Here is a 17,456-nt window from a genome sequence, read left to right on the forward strand (position 1 = left end):
TATATATAAAATCACTGAGAATTATGATGATAGCTGGAATTGATATAGGTTCACGATCGATGGAATTAGTCCTGCTGAACCGCGATGAAACAAACAATGAAGTTGTGCTTGAACGCAGATTACCAACCACGTTTGATCCCGCAGCGCAGCTGAAAATCATTCTGGAGGGGATTGCTCCAGAAATCATTTCCGCGACGGGTTATGGCAGAAAACTCGTTACCGAAGAACTTTGCGGGGTTCCATCTGTTTCGCTGACAGAGATAAAAGCCTACGCCCTTGGGGTTTCGCACCTGTTTCCTGAAGCGCGCACCATTCTTGATATTGGCGGGCAAGACACCAAAGCTATATCTCTGATGAAAAATGGAAAAGTTGCAAAATTTGAAATGAATGATCGCTGTGCGGCGGGAACTGGTAAATTTTTAGAGCACCTAGCAACTGTTTTTCAAATCCCGATTGAAGACTTCGGAAACTATGCTCTTGAAGGTGATCAGCCACTAATGATAAATAGCATGTGCACCGTTTTTGCGGAGACAGAAGCGACCTCACTTATGGCCCAAGGTAAGAATCCGCGCGATATTGCACTCGGACTGCATGGTTCGATAGTTAGGCGTACAACTAATATGCTTCACAGAGTTGGGCTGAATGAGCCTCTGGTATTCGCGGGCGGAGTAGCCAACAACCCCTGTGTTATCAACATGTTAACACACTCACTTAAGATATCTCCATCCGTTCCGGAAAGGCCGGATATGGTCGGCGCACTCGGTGCTGCACTCCACGGAAAAAATTTACTTAAAATATCTTAAACAAATGGTTTGAAAAATAAGTCCAATACCGTTAGGTTCCCATTGTTCGCGGCACTAAAAAACACATCTGTCGCGAAGTTTTTTCCCTCTAGGAGTATAGAGAATGTCCGAGCAGAACGTGGAAGCTAATGGTGAAGAAAACTTTGCCGAACTTTTTGAAGCCTTTCAGTCAGAGTCAAACGACAACCTTCAAGTCGGTGATTTAGTCAAAGGAACTGTAATTTCAATCACAAAGGATTCCGTGTTTATTGACACTGGTTCCAAAGTTGATGGAATTGTAAACCGTGAAGAACTAAATGATCCCGAAGGTGAACTGACCGTTAAGGACGGAGACGCCGTAGAACTCTACGTAATATCCATAGACAGTAATGGAATCAGCCTATCCAAAGCCATGTCCGGCGCAGGCGGCCTCAATATGCTTAATGATGCATATGAGAGCGGCGTACCTGTAGAAGGCAAGGTTCTAGAAACATGTAAAGGCGGTTTCAGAGTCAGCATGATGCACCGCAAGGTATTCTGTCCTGTCAGCCAGATTGACGCAACTTTCGTGGAAACCCCCGAAGATTACGTTGGTGACACACACAATTTCAAGATCATCAAGTTCGAAGAAAACGGACGTAACATCGTCGTTTCCCGCAGAGCTCTTCTTGAAGTTGAACAGGAAAAATTCCGCGAGAAATTCCTCGAGGAAGTCAAGCCTGACGCAGTCATGGATGGTAAAGTCACTAAGCTTATGGCATTTGGTGCCTTTGTGGAACTGGCTCCCGGCGTAGAAGGAATGGTTCACATTTCTGAACTCAGCTGGTCCCGCTCTGCGAAACCCGAAGACATTGTTCAGCCCGGTGATGAAATCACTGTAAGAATTCTTTCTATCGAGACTCGCAAAGACGGCAAAGGACTGAAAATCGGTCTTTCTCTCAAGCAGCTTCAGGCTGATCCTTGGGACGAGCTCGGCGATAAGTTCAGTGCTGGCGACAAAGTCACCGGAACGGTTGCCCGTTGCGCAGACTTCGGCGCATTTGTTGAGATCGCTCCCGGCATCGAAGGACTCGTTCATATCTCAGAAATGAGCTATACTAAACGCGTTCACAAGCCTGCCGACGAAGTTACTCCTGGACAGGAAGTATCTGTAATGATCAAAGACCTCGACCCAGTTAAACGTCGCATTGCACTTAGCATGAAAGACGCTGCTGGCGATCCATGGCTTGACGTTGAAGATTCTTTCAAACCCGGCACTGAAGTTGAAGGGACTGTTGAGAACAAAGCTGAATTCGGTATTTTCATCAGCCTTGCTCCTGGCATCACCGGGCTTCTGCCTATGTCACACATCTCCCGCTCAGACAAAAAAGTTGAGCTGGAAGCACTGACTCCAGGCCAGAAAGTTAAAGTTTTCGTTGCTGACCTCAACGTTGCTGACCGCAAAGTAACATTGACAGTTGGTGAGCCGAAAGAAAATGAAGACTGGAAACAGTACTCCAAACCTGCTCCTAGAAAATCCGCTCCTCGCAAACAGCAGTCTGCTCAAAGCATGACTTCTGGCGACACAGCTGGTTTTGGTGGCCTTCTTGGTATGAAACTACAAGAAGCCATGAAAAACAAAAAATAGTGCTCACGGCCGGATTCTTCACAGAATCCGGCCTTCTTTTTTTACCGCCTAATATTATGAATAAAAACTCCATCATCTGCTGGGCAGACTGCTGAACAGGTTTTATCGAGACGAGTTCCCGTCTCCAAGATCTCGAGTCAGGCATGACTGTCCCTGTTGAAATATTCACAGACCAACGCGCGCGGATAGATAGAATATCCGCAGTTAAGGGTGCGGAAGTTCTAAAAGAAATCTCCTTAGATGACACAAAAAAGCTTTTAATTCTTCGCAAAAAATAGTCTTCTACATTCTGGCAAACACGATTGTACAGCAGCACCGCTGATAATTCCGCAATCCAGACTATACCCATGACCCCATTTATACTTGTTCCACTAATTTTTCTAAGCGCTGGTTTCCTGCAAGGATTGACCGGATTCGGCTCTGCGCTTATTGCTATGCCTCTGCTTGCCATGATCCTAGATATCAAGACCGCAGTTGCTGTCTGCACGCTTTGCGGAGTGACCATAAACCTCAAAATGGCTATGAATCTGCGTTCCAACCTTGATCGCAAAAAGATCCTTCCACTAATTATCGGTAGTATCCCCGGCGCGATCTTCGGAACTGTGGTCCTTAAAGAAATGGACGCACATCTTATCACTTTGTTCCTAGGCGCGCTGGTAGCTGGCTACGCTCTATATTCGTTACTTATGAAGCCTATCGTCCTTAAACTAAACCCTGCGTGGGGGCTTCTTTCAGGTTTTTTGACAGGATCAATAACCGCAGCTGTGAGTGCAGGCGGACCACCGACTATCATATACGCAACACTCATGGGCTGGAAGAAAGATGATTTCAAAGCAACACTATCCGGCTTCTTTTTAGCAGCGGCTTCTATGGCTGCGGCAGGTCATTTAATAAGCGGTCTTACGACTCTTTATGTTTTCAAGCTTTTTCTGGTATCTCTAATTCCCGTACAACTCGGAGTTTTCCTCGGGCATACCCTTTCTGGAAAGGTGACCGAAGGACTTTATAAAAAAATGGTTATGATTCTGCTTGTCTTCATGGGAATCATGCTTATTTTTTACAGCACGAGATAAGACTTTAAGCACGGAGAAAAAACTCATGTTCGGCAAAATATTTTTAGCCTTTGTTGTTATCCCGATTTTTGATTTGTATCTGCTTGTGAAAATTGGGGGAGAAATCGGAACCCTCAATACCGTAATGCTGGTACTGCTCACCGCATTTATCGGAGCATCCCTTGCCCGTTCGCAGGGCATGTCCACCATGCAGAAAGTGCGCGAAAACATGGATCGCGGGGTAATGCCTGCCGAAGAGATCCTAGACGCAGTAATAATATTCGCAGCCGGACTTGTGCTGCTTACTCCCGGTTTCATTACCGATGCGTTAGGTCTGCTTCTGCTCTTCCCGCCCACACGCGGATATTTCAAGCGCTGGTTGCGTGTTCAAATTGAACAGATGAAGAAAAATCCGAATGTTCACATGACCTACCAGCAGACAGAATTTAAAGCTTGGACCAACCAAGAACAGCCTTCACAACGACTTGATAACGTAATTGATATCGAAGCCAGTGAAACAAAATCTAACGAAGCAAAAAATGACGATAAGGATACACCGATCCAGTAACCTCCCCCCACCTCTGCCCTCAAGTAAATTGCATAAAAAAATCCCGCCCTCGATTCGAGAGCGGGATTTTTGTTTTTAATAATCAAAAAAATGCAGAATGTGAAATCAATCTTTACACCAAATGTTGCATTTTATTCAGAAGAAACAAGCATTGACTTGTTATACTTAAAACAATATACAAACAAATCTTTGCTATCTTAATATCAATAAAAAACTCATATAGACATATTTAAGCGTATTTTAACATCACTATTGATAACTATCCTTCCTCCATTTAATATAGAATATAACTAAAATTTAAGAATTTAAATGAAAATACTACTATTCGATTTAGGCACCAACAGAGAAGAATACAATGAGCCCATTGGAATATGCTGCCTACAACCGATGCTGCTGCAACACGACGTTGATATGTATTGGGAAAAGATTTCAACTCCTCCGACTTACAAAAAATATGATCTAATTGGTTTAAGTGTTGGGCTTGGAAGATATGATTATTTCAAAAAGCAAATGGATATCATCAAGACGGAGAACCCTAGCGCAATGGTATTCGTTGGAGGAAACACACCCACTTTTGCCTACGAAGAACTACTAGCTGATTTCCCCGAAATAGTATGCGTCGTAGGTGAAGGAGAATCGGCAACAGCAAATTTAGTTGAAGCTTTCGAAAACAAAAAAATTACTCTAAAAGAAATAAAGAACTTAGCATTTATCGAGAACGGATCTCTTGTTGAAACTGAACGCCTTCAGGAGGATCTTACTCTACATAAAGGAGCAGCACGGTATTTCATTTCTGACGTTATCGATCGGCAGGGCATTGCAAGAATAGAAGGAAGTAGAGGATGTCCATGGGGAAAATGTAGTTTCTGTTGCGTTGAAGCAAAATATGGATCCTCTACATGGCGCCCATTCCCAATAGACCATATTCTGATTGAACTTATCAAACTTAATGATTTAGGAATAACCTCACCATACTTTACAGATGAAGATTTCTTTGGAGAAGATTACCCTCGATCGATTAAATTAGCACAATTAATCGTTGAGCAAAAAAAGGCTGGTATAATTGCCAATGAAATGAACTTTTTTGCATCTATCAGAGTAAAGGATGTTAACAAAGAAGGAATCGTTGCTCTAAAAGAATGGAAAAAAGCAGGTCTACGAGAAGTTTTCATAGGAGTTGAATCATGCAGTGAAGAACAACTCAAGCGATACAAAAAAGGAGTGTTGCCAAACGAGAATCTTAAAGCAATTGAAACACTGCAGAACTTGGGATTTACCGTTGACACAGGCTTTATACTATTTGACCCACAAATGAATTATGAAGAATTAAAAGCTAGCGTTAAACTTATCGAGCATATCCATGACATGGGAATTGACTCGCGCTCAATCAAATCTCTAAGGGTGCAGCCAAAAACCAAATATTATTTCGATATTATTGCAAAAGGCACCACGACCTCACCACTAAGTATATCCTCTCTAAAATATGATATTGAATACCAAGACAAAAAAGTTCTAAAAGCAAAAAAAATCTTTGAACAATTTGATTCTATATTTAAAGAGGAACTACACACCTTACAAGCAAAATCGAGAGGAGAAGTAAACTCAGAAGACGAAAGAGCTACAATAAAAAAGACCCTTGATAGCTGTAGAAAGGTAGATACACAGGCCCTCTCATACTTAATAAAAAACCTAGATTCAGGAAACTTAAAAAAATATTTGGTTTCTTTTATCTCTAAAAAAGAAGCATTACTGAAGAATTCGGGATCGGATCTTAATCCTGAATAACGTCCGCTAGTATAAAAGTTCCAGTGAATCCTTTTCCTATTTTTTTATGAGCTGCGCGAGCACTGGACAAACTTTTATACATACCTAGCTGAACTTTGAAAATCTGCGCACTATCTGTCACAACTCTTACAATCCTTGAATTGTTGAAGCCTGACTTTTGGAGTCTTCCAATAAGCATATCCGCATTATCTTTTACTTTGTACGCCCCCACCTGAATATAAAAAGATCCGTAAATATTTTTCTGAACAGGCGCAGCAATTGCGATTGAAACCAGCTCTGAGTCTGAAGACGGCTTAGGAGTCGGTGCTTTTTTTACTTCAGGACGATACGGTTCTATGCTGACATTCGCCTTACCGGCATCAAGAAAATCGAGCTTTTGAGCGGCTGCGCGGGAAAGATCAATTATACGGTCCGGAACAAACGGGCCTCTATCGTTAATAACTACGGCAACACTTTTTCCGGAACTAAGATTTGTTACCGTAACTTTCACGCCCAGCGGCAAATAGTTATGCGCGGCAGTCAATTTATCCATATCATACGGTTCACCACTGGCTGTGACCTTACCTTGAAACTTTTCGCCATACCATGAAGCCACGCCTTCTTCTTTATAGTTAGCAGGAATAACTCTAGTTTTTGTTGAAGCGGACGCTTTGCTCGCCACAGTACTGTTCATAGTCTGCTCTGCTGCAAAAGCAGACCCAGCAAAAATAATAGTGAATACGAATTGTACCAATAAAAATCGTTTAAACATAAAAATCTCCTACCGTATGATATGTATAGTCTTGTGCTACAGCACTATACCTTTATTAAGTATTAGCGTTCATTGCAAGCGGGCATGGGAAAATTATAATTTCTTCATCTCTCTTTCACGCATTGTTTCGTTAAATTCGCCAAGATCATACATTCTAATTTTGTTGCTTCGCGGAAATTCACGCTTAAATAAATTTTTCAACAACTTACGCACCGTTTTTAACGTTGTTTTGTGTTCTAATACTTCATAACCATCCTCAAATATAGTGAACTCTTCATCTATATGATGTAGAATGAGCAAAGAACGGTTGCGTTTGTATGTTCGCAGGTCTATGCAGTGCCCTACGGGAAGCTTTTTTAACTTCCGCAGCACCGACTCAAGAGCGGTTGCTTTATCAATCATGAGCAGGAATATACCTTGGCTCAAGGAGAACTGTCAAATATGAGTAATAAAACGAATACCCTTGTTAAGGGCGATACAATAGAAGTCGAGATTGAATCTTTAGCTTTCGGTGGACAAGGCATTGCGCGTCTAGACGGGTTAACTATCTTTGTTAACCATGCCGTCCCCGGACAGGTTTTGAGTTGTGAAATCACAAAACTCAAAAAAAGATTTGCCATCGCCAAACGACTTGATGTCATTACACCTTCTAAAGACGACGTCACCCCGTTCTGTGAACATTTCGGAACATGCGGTGGCTGTATGCATCAGGACATGGCATACTCTGCACAGGTTATGTGGAAAGGCCGTCAGGTCTGTGAAACATTTGAAAGAATTGGTAAAATTTCCAAAGAAACAAAAGGCATGGGCGAAGACACCCTGCCATCACCTCTCGAAAAAGCTTACCGTAACCGGATGGACTTTTCTTTTGAGGGATATGGCGATGCTCTGAAAATTGGATTTAAAAGACGCGGTTCTGAAACTGAAGTCGTCAGCGTAGGCTCATGTCCGCTACTTCCTGAATCATGTGCAAAGATTTCTGAACTTGTTCAGGCATACTGTATTAAAAGCAAAATCGGCACACATAGACATGGCAAAGGTGGTTACTGGAGAAAGCTCGTTGTCCGTGCATCGCACGACACCGGCAAGATATTGATTCACGTCATTACCGCTCCTTCTAAAACTCACCATGCCATTCCAGGATTGCAAGAGCTTCTTTCCGCAGAAGTGCCTGAGCTTATATCCTTTGCTCACTCTACACGTATCGGCAGACCGGACATTGCTTCCGGCGAGCGTCTTATATCTCTTACCGGCAAGCAGTTTATCACTGAAGCCCTAAATAAAAGAGATGATAATCCGGTCAGTTACAAAATCACACCGAACGCTTTCTTCCAGACCAATACTGTCGGAGCGGAAGTGCTCTACCAGAAATGTCTTGATATGGCTGATCCAACCACAGATGATGTCGTTTACGATCTATTTTGCGGATCAGGTGGAATCGGACTGTTCATGGCCCGCTCTGCGAAAAAAGTTATCGGATTTGAGCTTTCAAAAGAATCCATCATGTCAGCAAGAGAAAATGCAGAACTTAACAGCATTGAAAATTGCCAGTTCATTGCGGCGAACCTCGCTGACAAAGACGGCGTTCCTATGGAACTTCCAAGCGCTGACATTATCGTATTAGATCCGCCTAGAAGCGGCCTGCCGTCTCCAACACTAGACCGCATACTTTCTCTTGCTCCAAAAAAGATCGTATACGTTTCTTGTAACCCCTCTACTCTTGCCCGCGACGCTGAAAGACTCGAAGGTAAATACAAGCTTACTGAATTCACCTCAGTTGATATGTTTCCACATACTTCCCACGTTGAGTGCATTGCTTTGTTGACTAGACACGCTAAAAGCTGACACAATTCGAGAAACAACAACTCTACCATCACGGAATCCTGAACTTAATCAGGATTCCGTGATTAATTACTCTTATGGATGAAACGGAAAAACAAGACACTCTACTTAGAGAGTTACGCCGCCTTAATCTATACCCGCCGGAAGAAAGACAACTTCACGACCTGCGCGCCAAGATTGAGCCACGATTCATTGCAGCAGGAGAAACATTATCATCTCCCCGCGAAGCTAAATTTTCTGTGCTATTTTATGGACTTGCTACAAAGTCACTAGAAGCAGCACAATCAAGCACTACGGTTTCCTCGTCTCCTTCATCTTCTAAAGAAAACGATTCCGCTGCGGACATATGCCTAGATGCTCTTTGCAATTTAGGGCTGCTTGGCAATACTCTTGCGGCGGATATTCTGTGCAATAAGCTAATGCCTCTTTCGAGAGTCAAAGACTGGTTTAAACGCCAGACAAATCTGTCTCTCGTTGCAGTGGCAGATAGAATGATTGCTCTTAATTACGACAATATTCCAGAACGAATTAATGTAGCAAAGCACGTGATCACAAGTGCAGCTGCACTTGACCCGGAAAGTACTGCTCTTTTTTTCAAAGACAATGGCACCAGCAAAGGGCAAATGACTTTTTTCACTTTAGAAAATTTCATGTCCGGCAATTATGGAACCAAGTGCCGCGAAGAGTTAATTAACCCTGAGTCTTTAGAAAAAATAGGCTTTTACGCACAATCAATCCCTTCTTATCCTGACCACGAGCTTGTGTCTGACATTGCGTTGCATTTGCAATCAATGGACCCTCTGGTTATGGAAAAAATTCTTATATCCATATCAAGATTAGCCGAATCCATTGACAAATCTCTCTTAAAAGAGATTATCCCACTCGCAAAATCACCTACACAGGCTCTTAGTAAAGCAGCCCTTAACATCATCGCAAAATATGCAGCCAGCCAAAAAGGAAGCATCTTTGCAGAGCTTTTTAACAATGCTCCTAAAATACGTGCGGAGATAATCAACAGACTCCCTAAGCTAAACAGTGATAATTTTACGATTTTCATGTCGAAAATTTCTGATCATTTCCATGCACCTGTCATTTCCGCACTGTTCTCCACCCTTTGCGAGGAAGACTCGCACTGTTTCGGCCAAAATTTATCCTCTACAATGAAAGGGCACCGAGGCAAGAAACACAAACAGCTTAGCGAAACCATTGCAAAGGCCATAAGGTCAGACACCCCTTTGCCTCCGGCTAAACCCGTTTCTCCTGAAGGCAAAGAGGTCCCGGGGCTGGACTTCATAAAACTTGGCGCGCCTATTGTTCTAAACCTGGAAAAAAGTCAGGTGACCAAGGGGCTCAATAGAATTTTTGGCTCTCCAGATGAGGAAAGTTCTGACTCATCTCCGGATGTCTATACTAACGCCCAGATATCAAATCAGCGGTTGCACAAACTTAACCGCTGGAAAAGTTTAGCAAGCAAACTTACTTTTCAGACATCAACTTTCAATGCAGCCGATTTTAGAAATTCAACATTCGAAAGCTGTAGCTTTGTCAGATGCACATTTGACTCATGCTCATTCGGGGAAGCTGTTTTCACTGAATGTGAATTCAAAGATTGCTCATTCACAGGATGTTCATTCGACAAAACAGTTCTTTACGACACAAAATTGAATGGCTGTAAATTCGAAACAAGCCACTTTGACTCAGCGACTCTTTTTTTATGTCGCATTAAAAACTCCGAATTTAAGGCTACAACTACTGCTGGATCTTTTTTTTGCAGATCACAAATTCAATCGAGCACATTCAATATCGCAGACTTCCGCGAAACGCATTTTTTCCGGGGATTAATAAAGGGAGTATCTTTCACTAGCTGCGACTTTGCTGCTGCCCTATTTAATAACACAGAAATCAAAAACTGCTCTTTTACTAATTGCTCCACAAAAGAGTGTCAGGCTCTTAATTCATCCACAGATGCACCGGAAGTGCTTACTTCTATGGACAAAACACTGACCGCTCGCCTCGCAAAAAGAGAAAAACTTAAGAAAAAGAACTCTGGAATTTCAAAACTTGATGAGTCGGACCGAGCGCTGATTTACAAAGCAATAAAAAGGTGGTTCGCTGTAAAAGATATCAACCACAGCTATGAAAAATTCTCTGAGAACAATTTTCGGCGCACGAACTGGGCTCTTGATAAACTTGATTCAAAAGGCAAATTTTTCTTTGAAATATTGCCCCTGATTTTACATACTAATGCATTTGAAAAAGCTCTCAAATTTGAAGAGAAGTCGATGGCTTCCCAAATTTCTGCATATACCCCGCCACCAAACCTGACGCTAGCTCTGGAAACACTTTTCCATGGCATAGAGGAAGAACCCCTCGCAGAAAATTTCGTTCCAATTGAAGCTCTTCTTTCAATAGGAAGCATAGGGACTATCGCGCAGACATCTTCCTCAGACCTCGACTGCTGGGTATGCTGTGACTTCTCGCATAATTCAGCTGAGGACAGAAAGAAACTTAATTACAAGCTGACCCGCATAGAAGATTGGGCTATGAAAGAATATTCCATTGAAGCTCACTTCTTCCTCATGGACATCAAAGAGATAAAAGAGAACAACTTTGGGATAAGTGATGCGGAAAGTTCCGGCTCTGCTCAGGGAGCCATTCTCAAAGAAGAATTCTACCGATCAGCATTGCTCATAGCCGGTAAACCTCCCCTCTGGTGGTTCTCTCCGGTTGAGGCAAACGACAAGCTTTACCTGGCAACAAAAAAGAAAGTTTCCGTGCTGAAGGGCAAAGATTTTGCGGTTGACCTTGGCAACGTTCCAGTCATCCCCGGTGAAGAGTTTTTCGGAGCGTCCTTATGGCAGATTGTAAAGGGTGTGAAAAGTCCATTCAAATCCATTATGAAGTTTGGCCTTCTGGAAAGGTATACATCAGGGAGCAGAGTTCCGCTATTGTGTGAAACAATCAAGAAGAACATAATCGAAGGCGAACGTGACTTGATACGTATTGACCCTTACATGCTGATGTATCAAGAACTTGCTGTTTTCTACAACAGACAAGGGAAATTCGAGAACGCATGGCTTACAGCCATGGCCCTGCGCCTTAAATGCGGACTTCTAAACGGGAAAGATGCAGAGCACACTCCTACCCGCCCTGAGGAAAAAGAGCTTATAGAATTCACAGAGAATATATCAAAGCCTACAATTGAATCAGGAAAACAAGAATTTCAATCCCTTACAGATTTTAAATCAGTACTTAGTCTAGGTGAAAAGATTAACCTTTTCATGATGAACACTTATCAGCATATCAGAAAGGAACAGGATAAGCTTTCTAGTGTATCCATTACGCCAGAAGACTTAACTAAGCTCGGACGTAAAATCTCCGCAAACTTCACGCCGCGCCGATATAAAATTAACAGACTCAGTCTGCCCGGCCCTAAAACCCACTTTTTCACCAACATCCTTGTTTCACGTCCTGATCCTAGGAACTGGGTGCTAAGCGGTGAGTACCCTGATGAAACAGGTGCTAGAAATATCATCACGGAAATTAAGTCCGCTCCGAAATTACCGCCCATACTTGTATGGCTTGTGATGAACGGACTTTATGATCCTAGTATCAAGCTTAAAACAGATCTCAGTTCTGCTCCTGTAAGGGACCGGGAAATAAAGACTCTCGTTGCTGATCTAAAGAAATTTTTCCCTCCGAAGCACACTTTCGACACGCCTATTGAGGAGACTTTAAATCCTGAACGCATGTTAAAAGCATTTTTTATTGTGAACTTATCTATTGCGCGCGAAAGCAATGTAGTTAAAGAGGTTTGCCTCGTTTACAATACCAATTGGGGTGAAATATTTTGTAGACCTCTAAAGATAACCCCTATGCTGATGGAATCTCCTGCGAAATATCTACTTAGCGAAATGCGGGATGTATGCAGCGAACAGCCAGAAATGGAACAATTCGTCCCGCAAAATTCAGACTGCCCATATTTAAAAATACCCATCGGGAAAAAAAGCTCCGGCACTAATCCGGATAACTACCTTATAACAAGCTGATACTACCCAGCCCCTTAAGAGGTCGAACATGCCCAATATACGGAAAAGCCTGCTTCAACTTATATTTTCAGGTTCATTTATGAAGCGCTGGAACGATAAACTCCGCCCGATGGAGCTTGTGGAAATAGATAAGCAAGCTCATAAAATGATCGCAGCGTGGATGCTCTTTACGCTCAACAGTGAGCACTTAGAACCACATGAAAAAGTTAAGCTAGGCTCTGATATTGTTGAGGGCGGTATTTTTGAATACCTATTCCGAATGGTAATCACAGACATTAAGCCACCCGTATTCTACCGCATTAAAGAAAATCCTGAACATTACCGAAAGCTGACAGAATGGGTGCTGAAACAATTGCGCCCGCGCTTGATGCCCCTTGGTCAAGAATTCTGGAAAAGGCTCAAAGCTTACCATTTGAACCCCGATGAGACCTCGCTCTCCTACAGGATTCTAGCGGCTTCGCATATGTATGCCAGTTACTCAGAATTCAAACTTCTCAAGCACCTGAATCAACCAGATGAAGAGATTGTCGGTATTGAAGAAAGTTTCAGATCTCGCCTCGAAAGCTATTCAGACCTGATTGGAACGCAGGAACTGCTCAACTCAGAATCAACCCCACTTGGCAGATTCGCGGACCTTTGCGGACGACTTAGATTCCAGACAAGATGGTCACAAACTCCCAGAATTCCTGAAACATCCGTTCTGGGTCATGTTTATCTTGTGGGAACTTTTGCTTGGTTCTTCAGCCTTGAGATCGGAGCTTGTCCAGCCCGAAGACAAAATAATTTTTTCGCAGGACTGTTTCACGACCTTCCCGAACTGCTGACCCGCGACATTATTTCTCCCGTAAAAAAAGCAGACCCGACCATCGGAGATTTGATTAAAGAATATGAAGATCAGGAGCTTGAAACAAGGATAATGAAACCCTTGATTGAGAACGGCTATGAAAATTTAGCATCAAGACTCGGTTATTTCCTTGGGGCAGAAACGGGATCTGAATTTCAATCAGCAGCAATAATAGATGGGGCTGCCCAAAAAGTTACTACCGAAGAACTCGACGCTCTTTACAATGAGGACTCTTTCGATCCGAGAGATGGAGAGCTCCTGAAATTATGTGACCATTTGGCCGCTTTTCTAGAGGCATACAACTCATTGCAAAATGGAATCACTTCCGCACATCTGCATCAAGCATACTGGCGAATAAGCCAGCGCTATATGGAAAACCCCGTAGTGGCAGGAATCCATGTAGGACCGCTGCTCGCAGATTTTGACTAGGCATTTGAACTAAAATTTGGCCTTATCCTGAACTACTCCGAGAATAATCTGGGTCAACTCATCTGCAAAGGATTTGTCCATGGGCGCGTGACCTATAAGCAAACGATACCACATGGCGCCGAAAATCATGTCCACCACCATTTCCAAATTATGATCAGAGCCGATCTGTCCATCTTCCACTGCCTCTAGGAAAATAGATACTAAAGCTGCACGCCTTTTTGCAACAAAATTAGCCCGAAACCTCTCGCGAAAACCTTCATCCTTTTGAGCCTGCGCCATAAGGAAACGAAGATGCGCGCCACCGCCATCAGCTATAGACTGCATTGATTGCCTCAAGAATTGACGGAGAGCTTCTCCCAGCGAATCACAAGTGGGAACAGGAATACTTGTTTCGGCCTGACTGAGCACCGCTTCCAACACGATATCAGCCGACGTGGCCCACCAGCGGTATATTGTAGGTTTGCCAACTCCAGCGCGTTTTGCAATGGCCTCGATAGTCACCCCTGCCACGCCTTTTTCTGCTAACAAATCATGAGTGGCATTAATTATAGCCTCCCGCGACTTCTCGCTTCTGGGTCGTCCTGTTTTTGCCTTCACCATATTTTCACCTCTGTAATTTTTCTACTTGCCTTTTTCACACACTTGACAAGTTTTAGCAAGTTTCGTTACGAACAGTAACGAAACAACCCTAAATGACCGACAGAGTCACACAATTGATGGAGTAAACAATGAAAATAGAATCAGCTAAATTAGTATATTTTTCACCAACCGGAACAACAAAAGCGGTTGTCCAAAGCATCGCAAATGGTATTAATCCAAGTAACATAGAATTAATTGATATCACGAAACCAATAGTCAGAGATCAACCATTACTGACATCTGAAAATGAACTTCTTGTAATTGCAGTCCCGGTTTATATGGGAAGAGTTCCGGCATTATTACTTGAATGGTTAAATTCAATTCAAGCTGACAACACCCCCACTATCTGCGTTGTTGTCTATGGGAACCGAGTATATGATGATGCTCTGCTTGAGCTAAAAAATATTGTAACAAAATGTGGATGCAAAGCCATCGGGGGCGCAGCATATATAGGAGAGCACTCATTCTCCAGTTCCGAAACACCAACGGCACACGGACGTCCTGACAAAAATGATTTAAATCATGCTGAACTGTTTGGACAAAAGATACGTGAAAAATTGGAATGCTATTCATCAATTTCGCAAATTTCAGAAATTGATGTGCCGGGAATTGATCCATATAGAGGAAGTTCAACTTTATGGGATGTTGATTTTATTGCGATAAATAACGAATGCTTACAATGTGGAGTTTGCGCAGAGATATGCCCTGTTGGTGCTATCGATTCAGAAAATAGTGCGGTAATTAACCATGAAATGTGCATCTCGTGTTGTGCCTGTATCAAGAGCTGTCCACAAAAAGCCAGATCAATAAAAGAAGGCCTAGTAAAAGACGCCTCAAAGAGACTTAATAGCCTTTACAAAGAGCCAAAAAAACCAGAATATTTTTTGTAATCAATCATCGCTATCATATAGGTCAGCACTCTATGGAAATACTGCCGGGGCTGGAATTATGCTATGAGGTTCTGAAATATTTTGACTAAGATTCGCCCTTAGCCCTCTTTACGGAAAGGGTTACTATATGCTTTAAGTTGTTTTTAACGTATAAAACAAAAAATAGAGCTATACTTAATAACAACTGCTTTGCGAAGGAGATTGCTAATGCTTCTAAGAAAAAGAGCCTGGGATATGATGCGCGAAGACTTCGCGACTGTTGATGAATCTGCCAGCCTTGCCGAAACTATCAGAATACTTCGGGACAGCATGAAAACTGCCCCTGACAATAATGTTGTCGTAGTTAAAACCAAAAGAGGCGCACTTAAAGGCGTTGCTTCTATATGGACCATGTTAAAAGCTGTCGAAGACATTGTTCTGAAAGATGATGATCTGAAATTGACCGAAGACACAGACTGGGATCGTGCATTCAAAAGAGCAGGAACAGCTTGTTGCCATAGCTCCCTTGATGACCATATCGAAACTGACGCTCCTATACTGAAACCCACGGACCCCATGCTGGTGGTTCTGGAAGTTTTCCGCAAAAAGAAACGCTCATGGGCACTTGTTCAAGAAGGCGGAAAAATCATCGGAGTTGTTCTAATCAATGATGTATACCGCGAACTTACCCGCGATCTCGTCACTCAGTTTTAGCTTCTGCCTGATTACAAATTAAACAGCTGATTACACAAAATAAAAGCCCGGACTCTCATACGAGAATCCGGGCTTTTTTCATGAAAGCTATTTATTACTGTTTCACTGTCATGGCCCAAGCCAAAATATGCTTAGTCACATTAGGATCATACTTTGCATCCTGCGAAATCAAAGATGCGGCCTTCTCAATATCAATTGATTCAGCATAAGGACGCTTCGTAATCATGGAACAAAACGAATCCACAGCCCCGCAAATTCTGCCGATCTGAGTAATATCTTTATCCTTCTTTTTCTGCGGATATCCTTTCCCGTTTACGCGCTCGTGATGCTCAATTACGCAAGCCTCAATCTCTTTATATTTGAGATCAAGCTTACTAAGCATTTCATATCCCACCAAGGGATGTTTATCAATTTTAGTACGCTCATCAGTGGTGAGCGGTTTTGGCTTTTCTCTAATGAAAGCAGGTATTTTGCTCATACCTAAATCATGAATAAACAGCCCTACAGTAAGTCTGTTAAAGTGATTTCTCGTAATAGCTTTATCCGCAAAAGCATCAAACTTCATTCTAATGAATATTGCCAGTCCGAGTATTCCGCAATTTACGCTATGCTTTGCTAGGGAATGGTCTTTATGAAGACGTTTAGCCAAAGCCTTAATTCTATATACATCGCCCCATAGGTACTCAGTAAGAACCATTAGATCCTCCCAGAGTTTTTGCTTTACAATGGGAATAGGCTGATCCAAAAATTCATCCATGCGCATGGTCAGAGCTTCGAGGAAAATATCCGCGATTTCACTCTCTTTCAAATTTCGGTCAACAAGGACCAAATCAAGCTGATAAGCGATATGTTTAACATAAACGACGTGGTCCACGCGGGAAACAAAAATGAGCCCTTCTTTCACCAGACCGGCTAGTTCATCAATCTGTTCCTTGCTAAGCCTTTCGCCAACTTTATAATAAGGGGCAATGCGACCGACCTCTTCCTTAAAGACGAAAATATTAAGCGGAGGTCTAAACTTATTAAAACTTTGAATGATATCAGCACTTATCTGATAAAACTCATCGTTCAAACTTTCAGGAACTTCCATCTTAGATTTTGCGTTCATACCTTCATGTTCTCCAAAGCGGGATAACCTGCCGTAATGTTGACTTATATACAGTTCAAAAATCTATTTTGATTAATTTTTCCAAAAAACAAAAACGAGAACAGGAGCATTCACTCATCTCATCTAGACTGCTCTATATTATGGTAGACCATAACATCCATATTTATATTCGTGAAGACCAACTCACTTAAGATCATTTTTTTATCCATTATTATTAAAAAAAACGTAACTTTTTTTTTGCTTAAATTAAGTTTTCTAAAGTCCATATATTTAAACTGTTAGGCCTATCTATAACGCCTGAATACGCCTGAATACGCTGAATAGAGTACCCTAAAATTTAGAAAGCGCTATTGACTTTTTCCCTATTTTCACACACAGGTGGGTAGACGGGGGGAAT

General features: G+C 42.4%; 15 protein-coding genes. 11 read left to right on the top strand and 4 right to left on the bottom strand.

What is annotated here, in order from left to right:
* The first annotated feature begins 26 nt into the window (after positions 1–26).
* From BR06_RS0104970 to BR06_RS0104995, 6 genes are all read left to right on the top strand, one after another.
* Positions 27–803: an acyl-CoA dehydratase activase gene (locus BR06_RS0104970; protein WP_034602868.1), complete on the top strand. Its 777-nt coding sequence runs from the start codon at positions 27–29 to the stop codon at positions 801–803.
* 103 nt (positions 804–906) lie between these two features.
* On the top strand, positions 907–2,409 hold the full coding sequence (locus BR06_RS0104975) for a 30S ribosomal protein S1 (protein WP_031480730.1): 1,503 nt from the start codon (positions 907–909) through the stop codon (positions 2,407–2,409).
* A gap of 143 nt (positions 2,410–2,552) precedes the next feature.
* Complete coding sequence (locus tag BR06_RS20835) at positions 2,553–2,687, top strand: hypothetical protein (protein WP_268870785.1); 135 nt, start codon at positions 2,553–2,555, stop codon at positions 2,685–2,687.
* Between the two features lie 69 nt (positions 2,688–2,756).
* A complete protein-coding gene (locus BR06_RS0104985) occupies positions 2,757–3,482 on the top strand; it encodes a sulfite exporter TauE/SafE family protein (RefSeq protein WP_031480732.1) in 726 nt (241 codons plus the stop codon).
* 25 nt (positions 3,483–3,507) lie between these two features.
* On the top strand, positions 3,508–4,029 hold the full coding sequence (locus BR06_RS0104990) for an FxsA family protein (RefSeq protein ID WP_031480734.1): 522 nt from the start codon (positions 3,508–3,510) through the stop codon (positions 4,027–4,029).
* Positions 4,030–4,338: 309 nt separating this feature from the next.
* Positions 4,339–5,814, top strand: a complete 1,476-nt coding sequence (locus BR06_RS0104995) for a B12-binding domain-containing radical SAM protein (RefSeq protein ID WP_031480736.1) — start codon at positions 4,339–4,341, stop codon at positions 5,812–5,814.
* Here BR06_RS0104995 and BR06_RS0105000 read toward each other — a convergent pair.
* Positions 5,801–6,565, bottom strand: coding sequence for a septal ring lytic transglycosylase RlpA family protein (locus tag BR06_RS0105000; protein ID WP_031480738.1), 765 nt, complete (start codon positions 6,563–6,565; stop codon positions 5,801–5,803). The two genes, BR06_RS0104995 and BR06_RS0105000, sit on opposite strands and share 14 nt — an antisense overlap.
* Before the next feature lie 93 nt (positions 6,566–6,658).
* On the bottom strand, positions 6,659–6,967 hold the full coding sequence (locus tag BR06_RS0105005; RefSeq protein WP_031480740.1) for a hypothetical protein: 309 nt from the start codon (positions 6,965–6,967) through the stop codon (positions 6,659–6,661).
* Positions 6,968–7,006: 39 nt separating this feature from the next.
* On the opposite strand from BR06_RS0105005, the gene rlmD reads away from it, so the two are divergent.
* From rlmD to BR06_RS0105020, 3 genes are all read left to right on the top strand, one after another.
* Positions 7,007–8,410, top strand: a complete 1,404-nt coding sequence (gene rlmD / locus BR06_RS0105010; protein WP_031480742.1) for a 23S rRNA (uracil(1939)-C(5))-methyltransferase RlmD — start codon at positions 7,007–7,009, stop codon at positions 8,408–8,410.
* A gap of 74 nt (positions 8,411–8,484) precedes the next feature.
* Positions 8,485–12,456 carry a class I adenylate cyclase gene (locus tag BR06_RS0105015; RefSeq protein ID WP_051676932.1) on the top strand — a complete coding sequence of 1,324 codons (3,972 nt, stop codon included), beginning with the start codon at positions 8,485–8,487 and terminating at the stop codon, positions 12,454–12,456.
* A 28-nt stretch (positions 12,457–12,484) separates the two neighbouring features.
* Complete coding sequence (locus tag BR06_RS0105020) at positions 12,485–13,729, top strand: HD domain-containing protein (RefSeq protein WP_031480746.1); 1,245 nt, start codon at positions 12,485–12,487, stop codon at positions 13,727–13,729.
* A 9-nt stretch (positions 13,730–13,738) separates the two neighbouring features.
* Here BR06_RS0105020 and BR06_RS0105025 read toward each other — a convergent pair whose 3' ends face one another.
* Positions 13,739–14,329, bottom strand: coding sequence for a TetR/AcrR family transcriptional regulator (locus BR06_RS0105025; protein ID WP_031480748.1), 591 nt, complete (start codon positions 14,327–14,329; stop codon positions 13,739–13,741).
* A 128-nt stretch (positions 14,330–14,457) separates the two neighbouring features.
* Here BR06_RS0105025 and BR06_RS0105030 point away from each other — a divergent pair, with 128 nt between their 5' ends.
* Positions 14,458–15,258, top strand: a complete 801-nt coding sequence (locus BR06_RS0105030; protein ID WP_031480750.1) for an EFR1 family ferrodoxin — start codon at positions 14,458–14,460, stop codon at positions 15,256–15,258.
* A gap of 207 nt (positions 15,259–15,465) precedes the next feature.
* A complete protein-coding gene (locus BR06_RS0105035; RefSeq protein ID WP_031480752.1) occupies positions 15,466–15,951 on the top strand; it encodes a CBS domain-containing protein in 486 nt (161 codons plus the stop codon).
* Positions 15,952–16,045: 94 nt separating this feature from the next.
* Here the strand turns inward: BR06_RS0105035 and BR06_RS0105040 are convergent, their stop codons facing one another.
* Positions 16,046–17,059 carry an HD-GYP domain-containing protein gene (locus BR06_RS0105040; protein WP_031480754.1) on the bottom strand — a complete coding sequence of 338 codons (1,014 nt, stop codon included), beginning with the start codon at positions 17,057–17,059 and terminating at the stop codon, positions 16,046–16,048.
* Between the last annotated feature and the right edge of the window lie 397 nt (positions 17,060–17,456).

The organism is Maridesulfovibrio frigidus DSM 17176, from assembly GCF_000711735.1.
In the GTDB taxonomy this organism is placed as follows: domain Bacteria; phylum Desulfobacterota; class Desulfovibrionia; order Desulfovibrionales; family Desulfovibrionaceae; genus Maridesulfovibrio; species Maridesulfovibrio frigidus.

What these genes read in the sequence shown, in the direction of transcription:
- BR06_RS0105005 (WP_031480740.1), bottom strand. Translation starts at nt 6,967, where the DNA reads ATGATTGATAAAGCAACCGCTCTTGAGTCGGTGCTGCGGAAGTTAAAA.
- BR06_RS0105015 (WP_051676932.1), top strand. Translation starts at nt 8,485, where the DNA reads ATGGATGAAACGGAAAAACAAGACACTCTACTTAGAGAGTTACGCCGC.
- rlmD (WP_031480742.1), top strand. Translation starts at nt 7,007, where the DNA reads ATGAGTAATAAAACGAATACCCTTGTTAAGGGCGATACAATAGAAGTC.
- BR06_RS0105020 (WP_031480746.1), top strand. Translation starts at nt 12,485, where the DNA reads ATGCCCAATATACGGAAAAGCCTGCTTCAACTTATATTTTCAGGTTCA.
- BR06_RS0105025 (WP_031480748.1), bottom strand. Translation starts at nt 14,329, where the DNA reads ATGGTGAAGGCAAAAACAGGACGACCCAGAAGCGAGAAGTCGCGGGAG.
- BR06_RS0104985 (WP_031480732.1), top strand. Translation starts at nt 2,757, where the DNA reads ATGACCCCATTTATACTTGTTCCACTAATTTTTCTAAGCGCTGGTTTC.
- BR06_RS0104970 (WP_034602868.1), top strand. Translation starts at nt 27, where the DNA reads ATGATAGCTGGAATTGATATAGGTTCACGATCGATGGAATTAGTCCTG.
- BR06_RS20835 (WP_268870785.1), top strand. Translation starts at nt 2,553, where the DNA reads ATGACTGTCCCTGTTGAAATATTCACAGACCAACGCGCGCGGATAGAT.
- BR06_RS0105040 (WP_031480754.1), bottom strand. Translation starts at nt 17,059, where the DNA reads ATGAACGCAAAATCTAAGATGGAAGTTCCTGAAAGTTTGAACGATGAG.
- BR06_RS0104995 (WP_031480736.1), top strand. Translation starts at nt 4,339, where the DNA reads ATGAAAATACTACTATTCGATTTAGGCACCAACAGAGAAGAATACAAT.
- BR06_RS0105000 (WP_031480738.1), bottom strand. Translation starts at nt 6,565, where the DNA reads ATGTTTAAACGATTTTTATTGGTACAATTCGTATTCACTATTATTTTT.
- BR06_RS0104975 (WP_031480730.1), top strand. Translation starts at nt 907, where the DNA reads ATGTCCGAGCAGAACGTGGAAGCTAATGGTGAAGAAAACTTTGCCGAA.
- BR06_RS0105035 (WP_031480752.1), top strand. Translation starts at nt 15,466, where the DNA reads ATGCTTCTAAGAAAAAGAGCCTGGGATATGATGCGCGAAGACTTCGCG.
- BR06_RS0105030 (WP_031480750.1), top strand. Translation starts at nt 14,458, where the DNA reads ATGAAAATAGAATCAGCTAAATTAGTATATTTTTCACCAACCGGAACA.
- BR06_RS0104990 (WP_031480734.1), top strand. Translation starts at nt 3,508, where the DNA reads ATGTTCGGCAAAATATTTTTAGCCTTTGTTGTTATCCCGATTTTTGAT.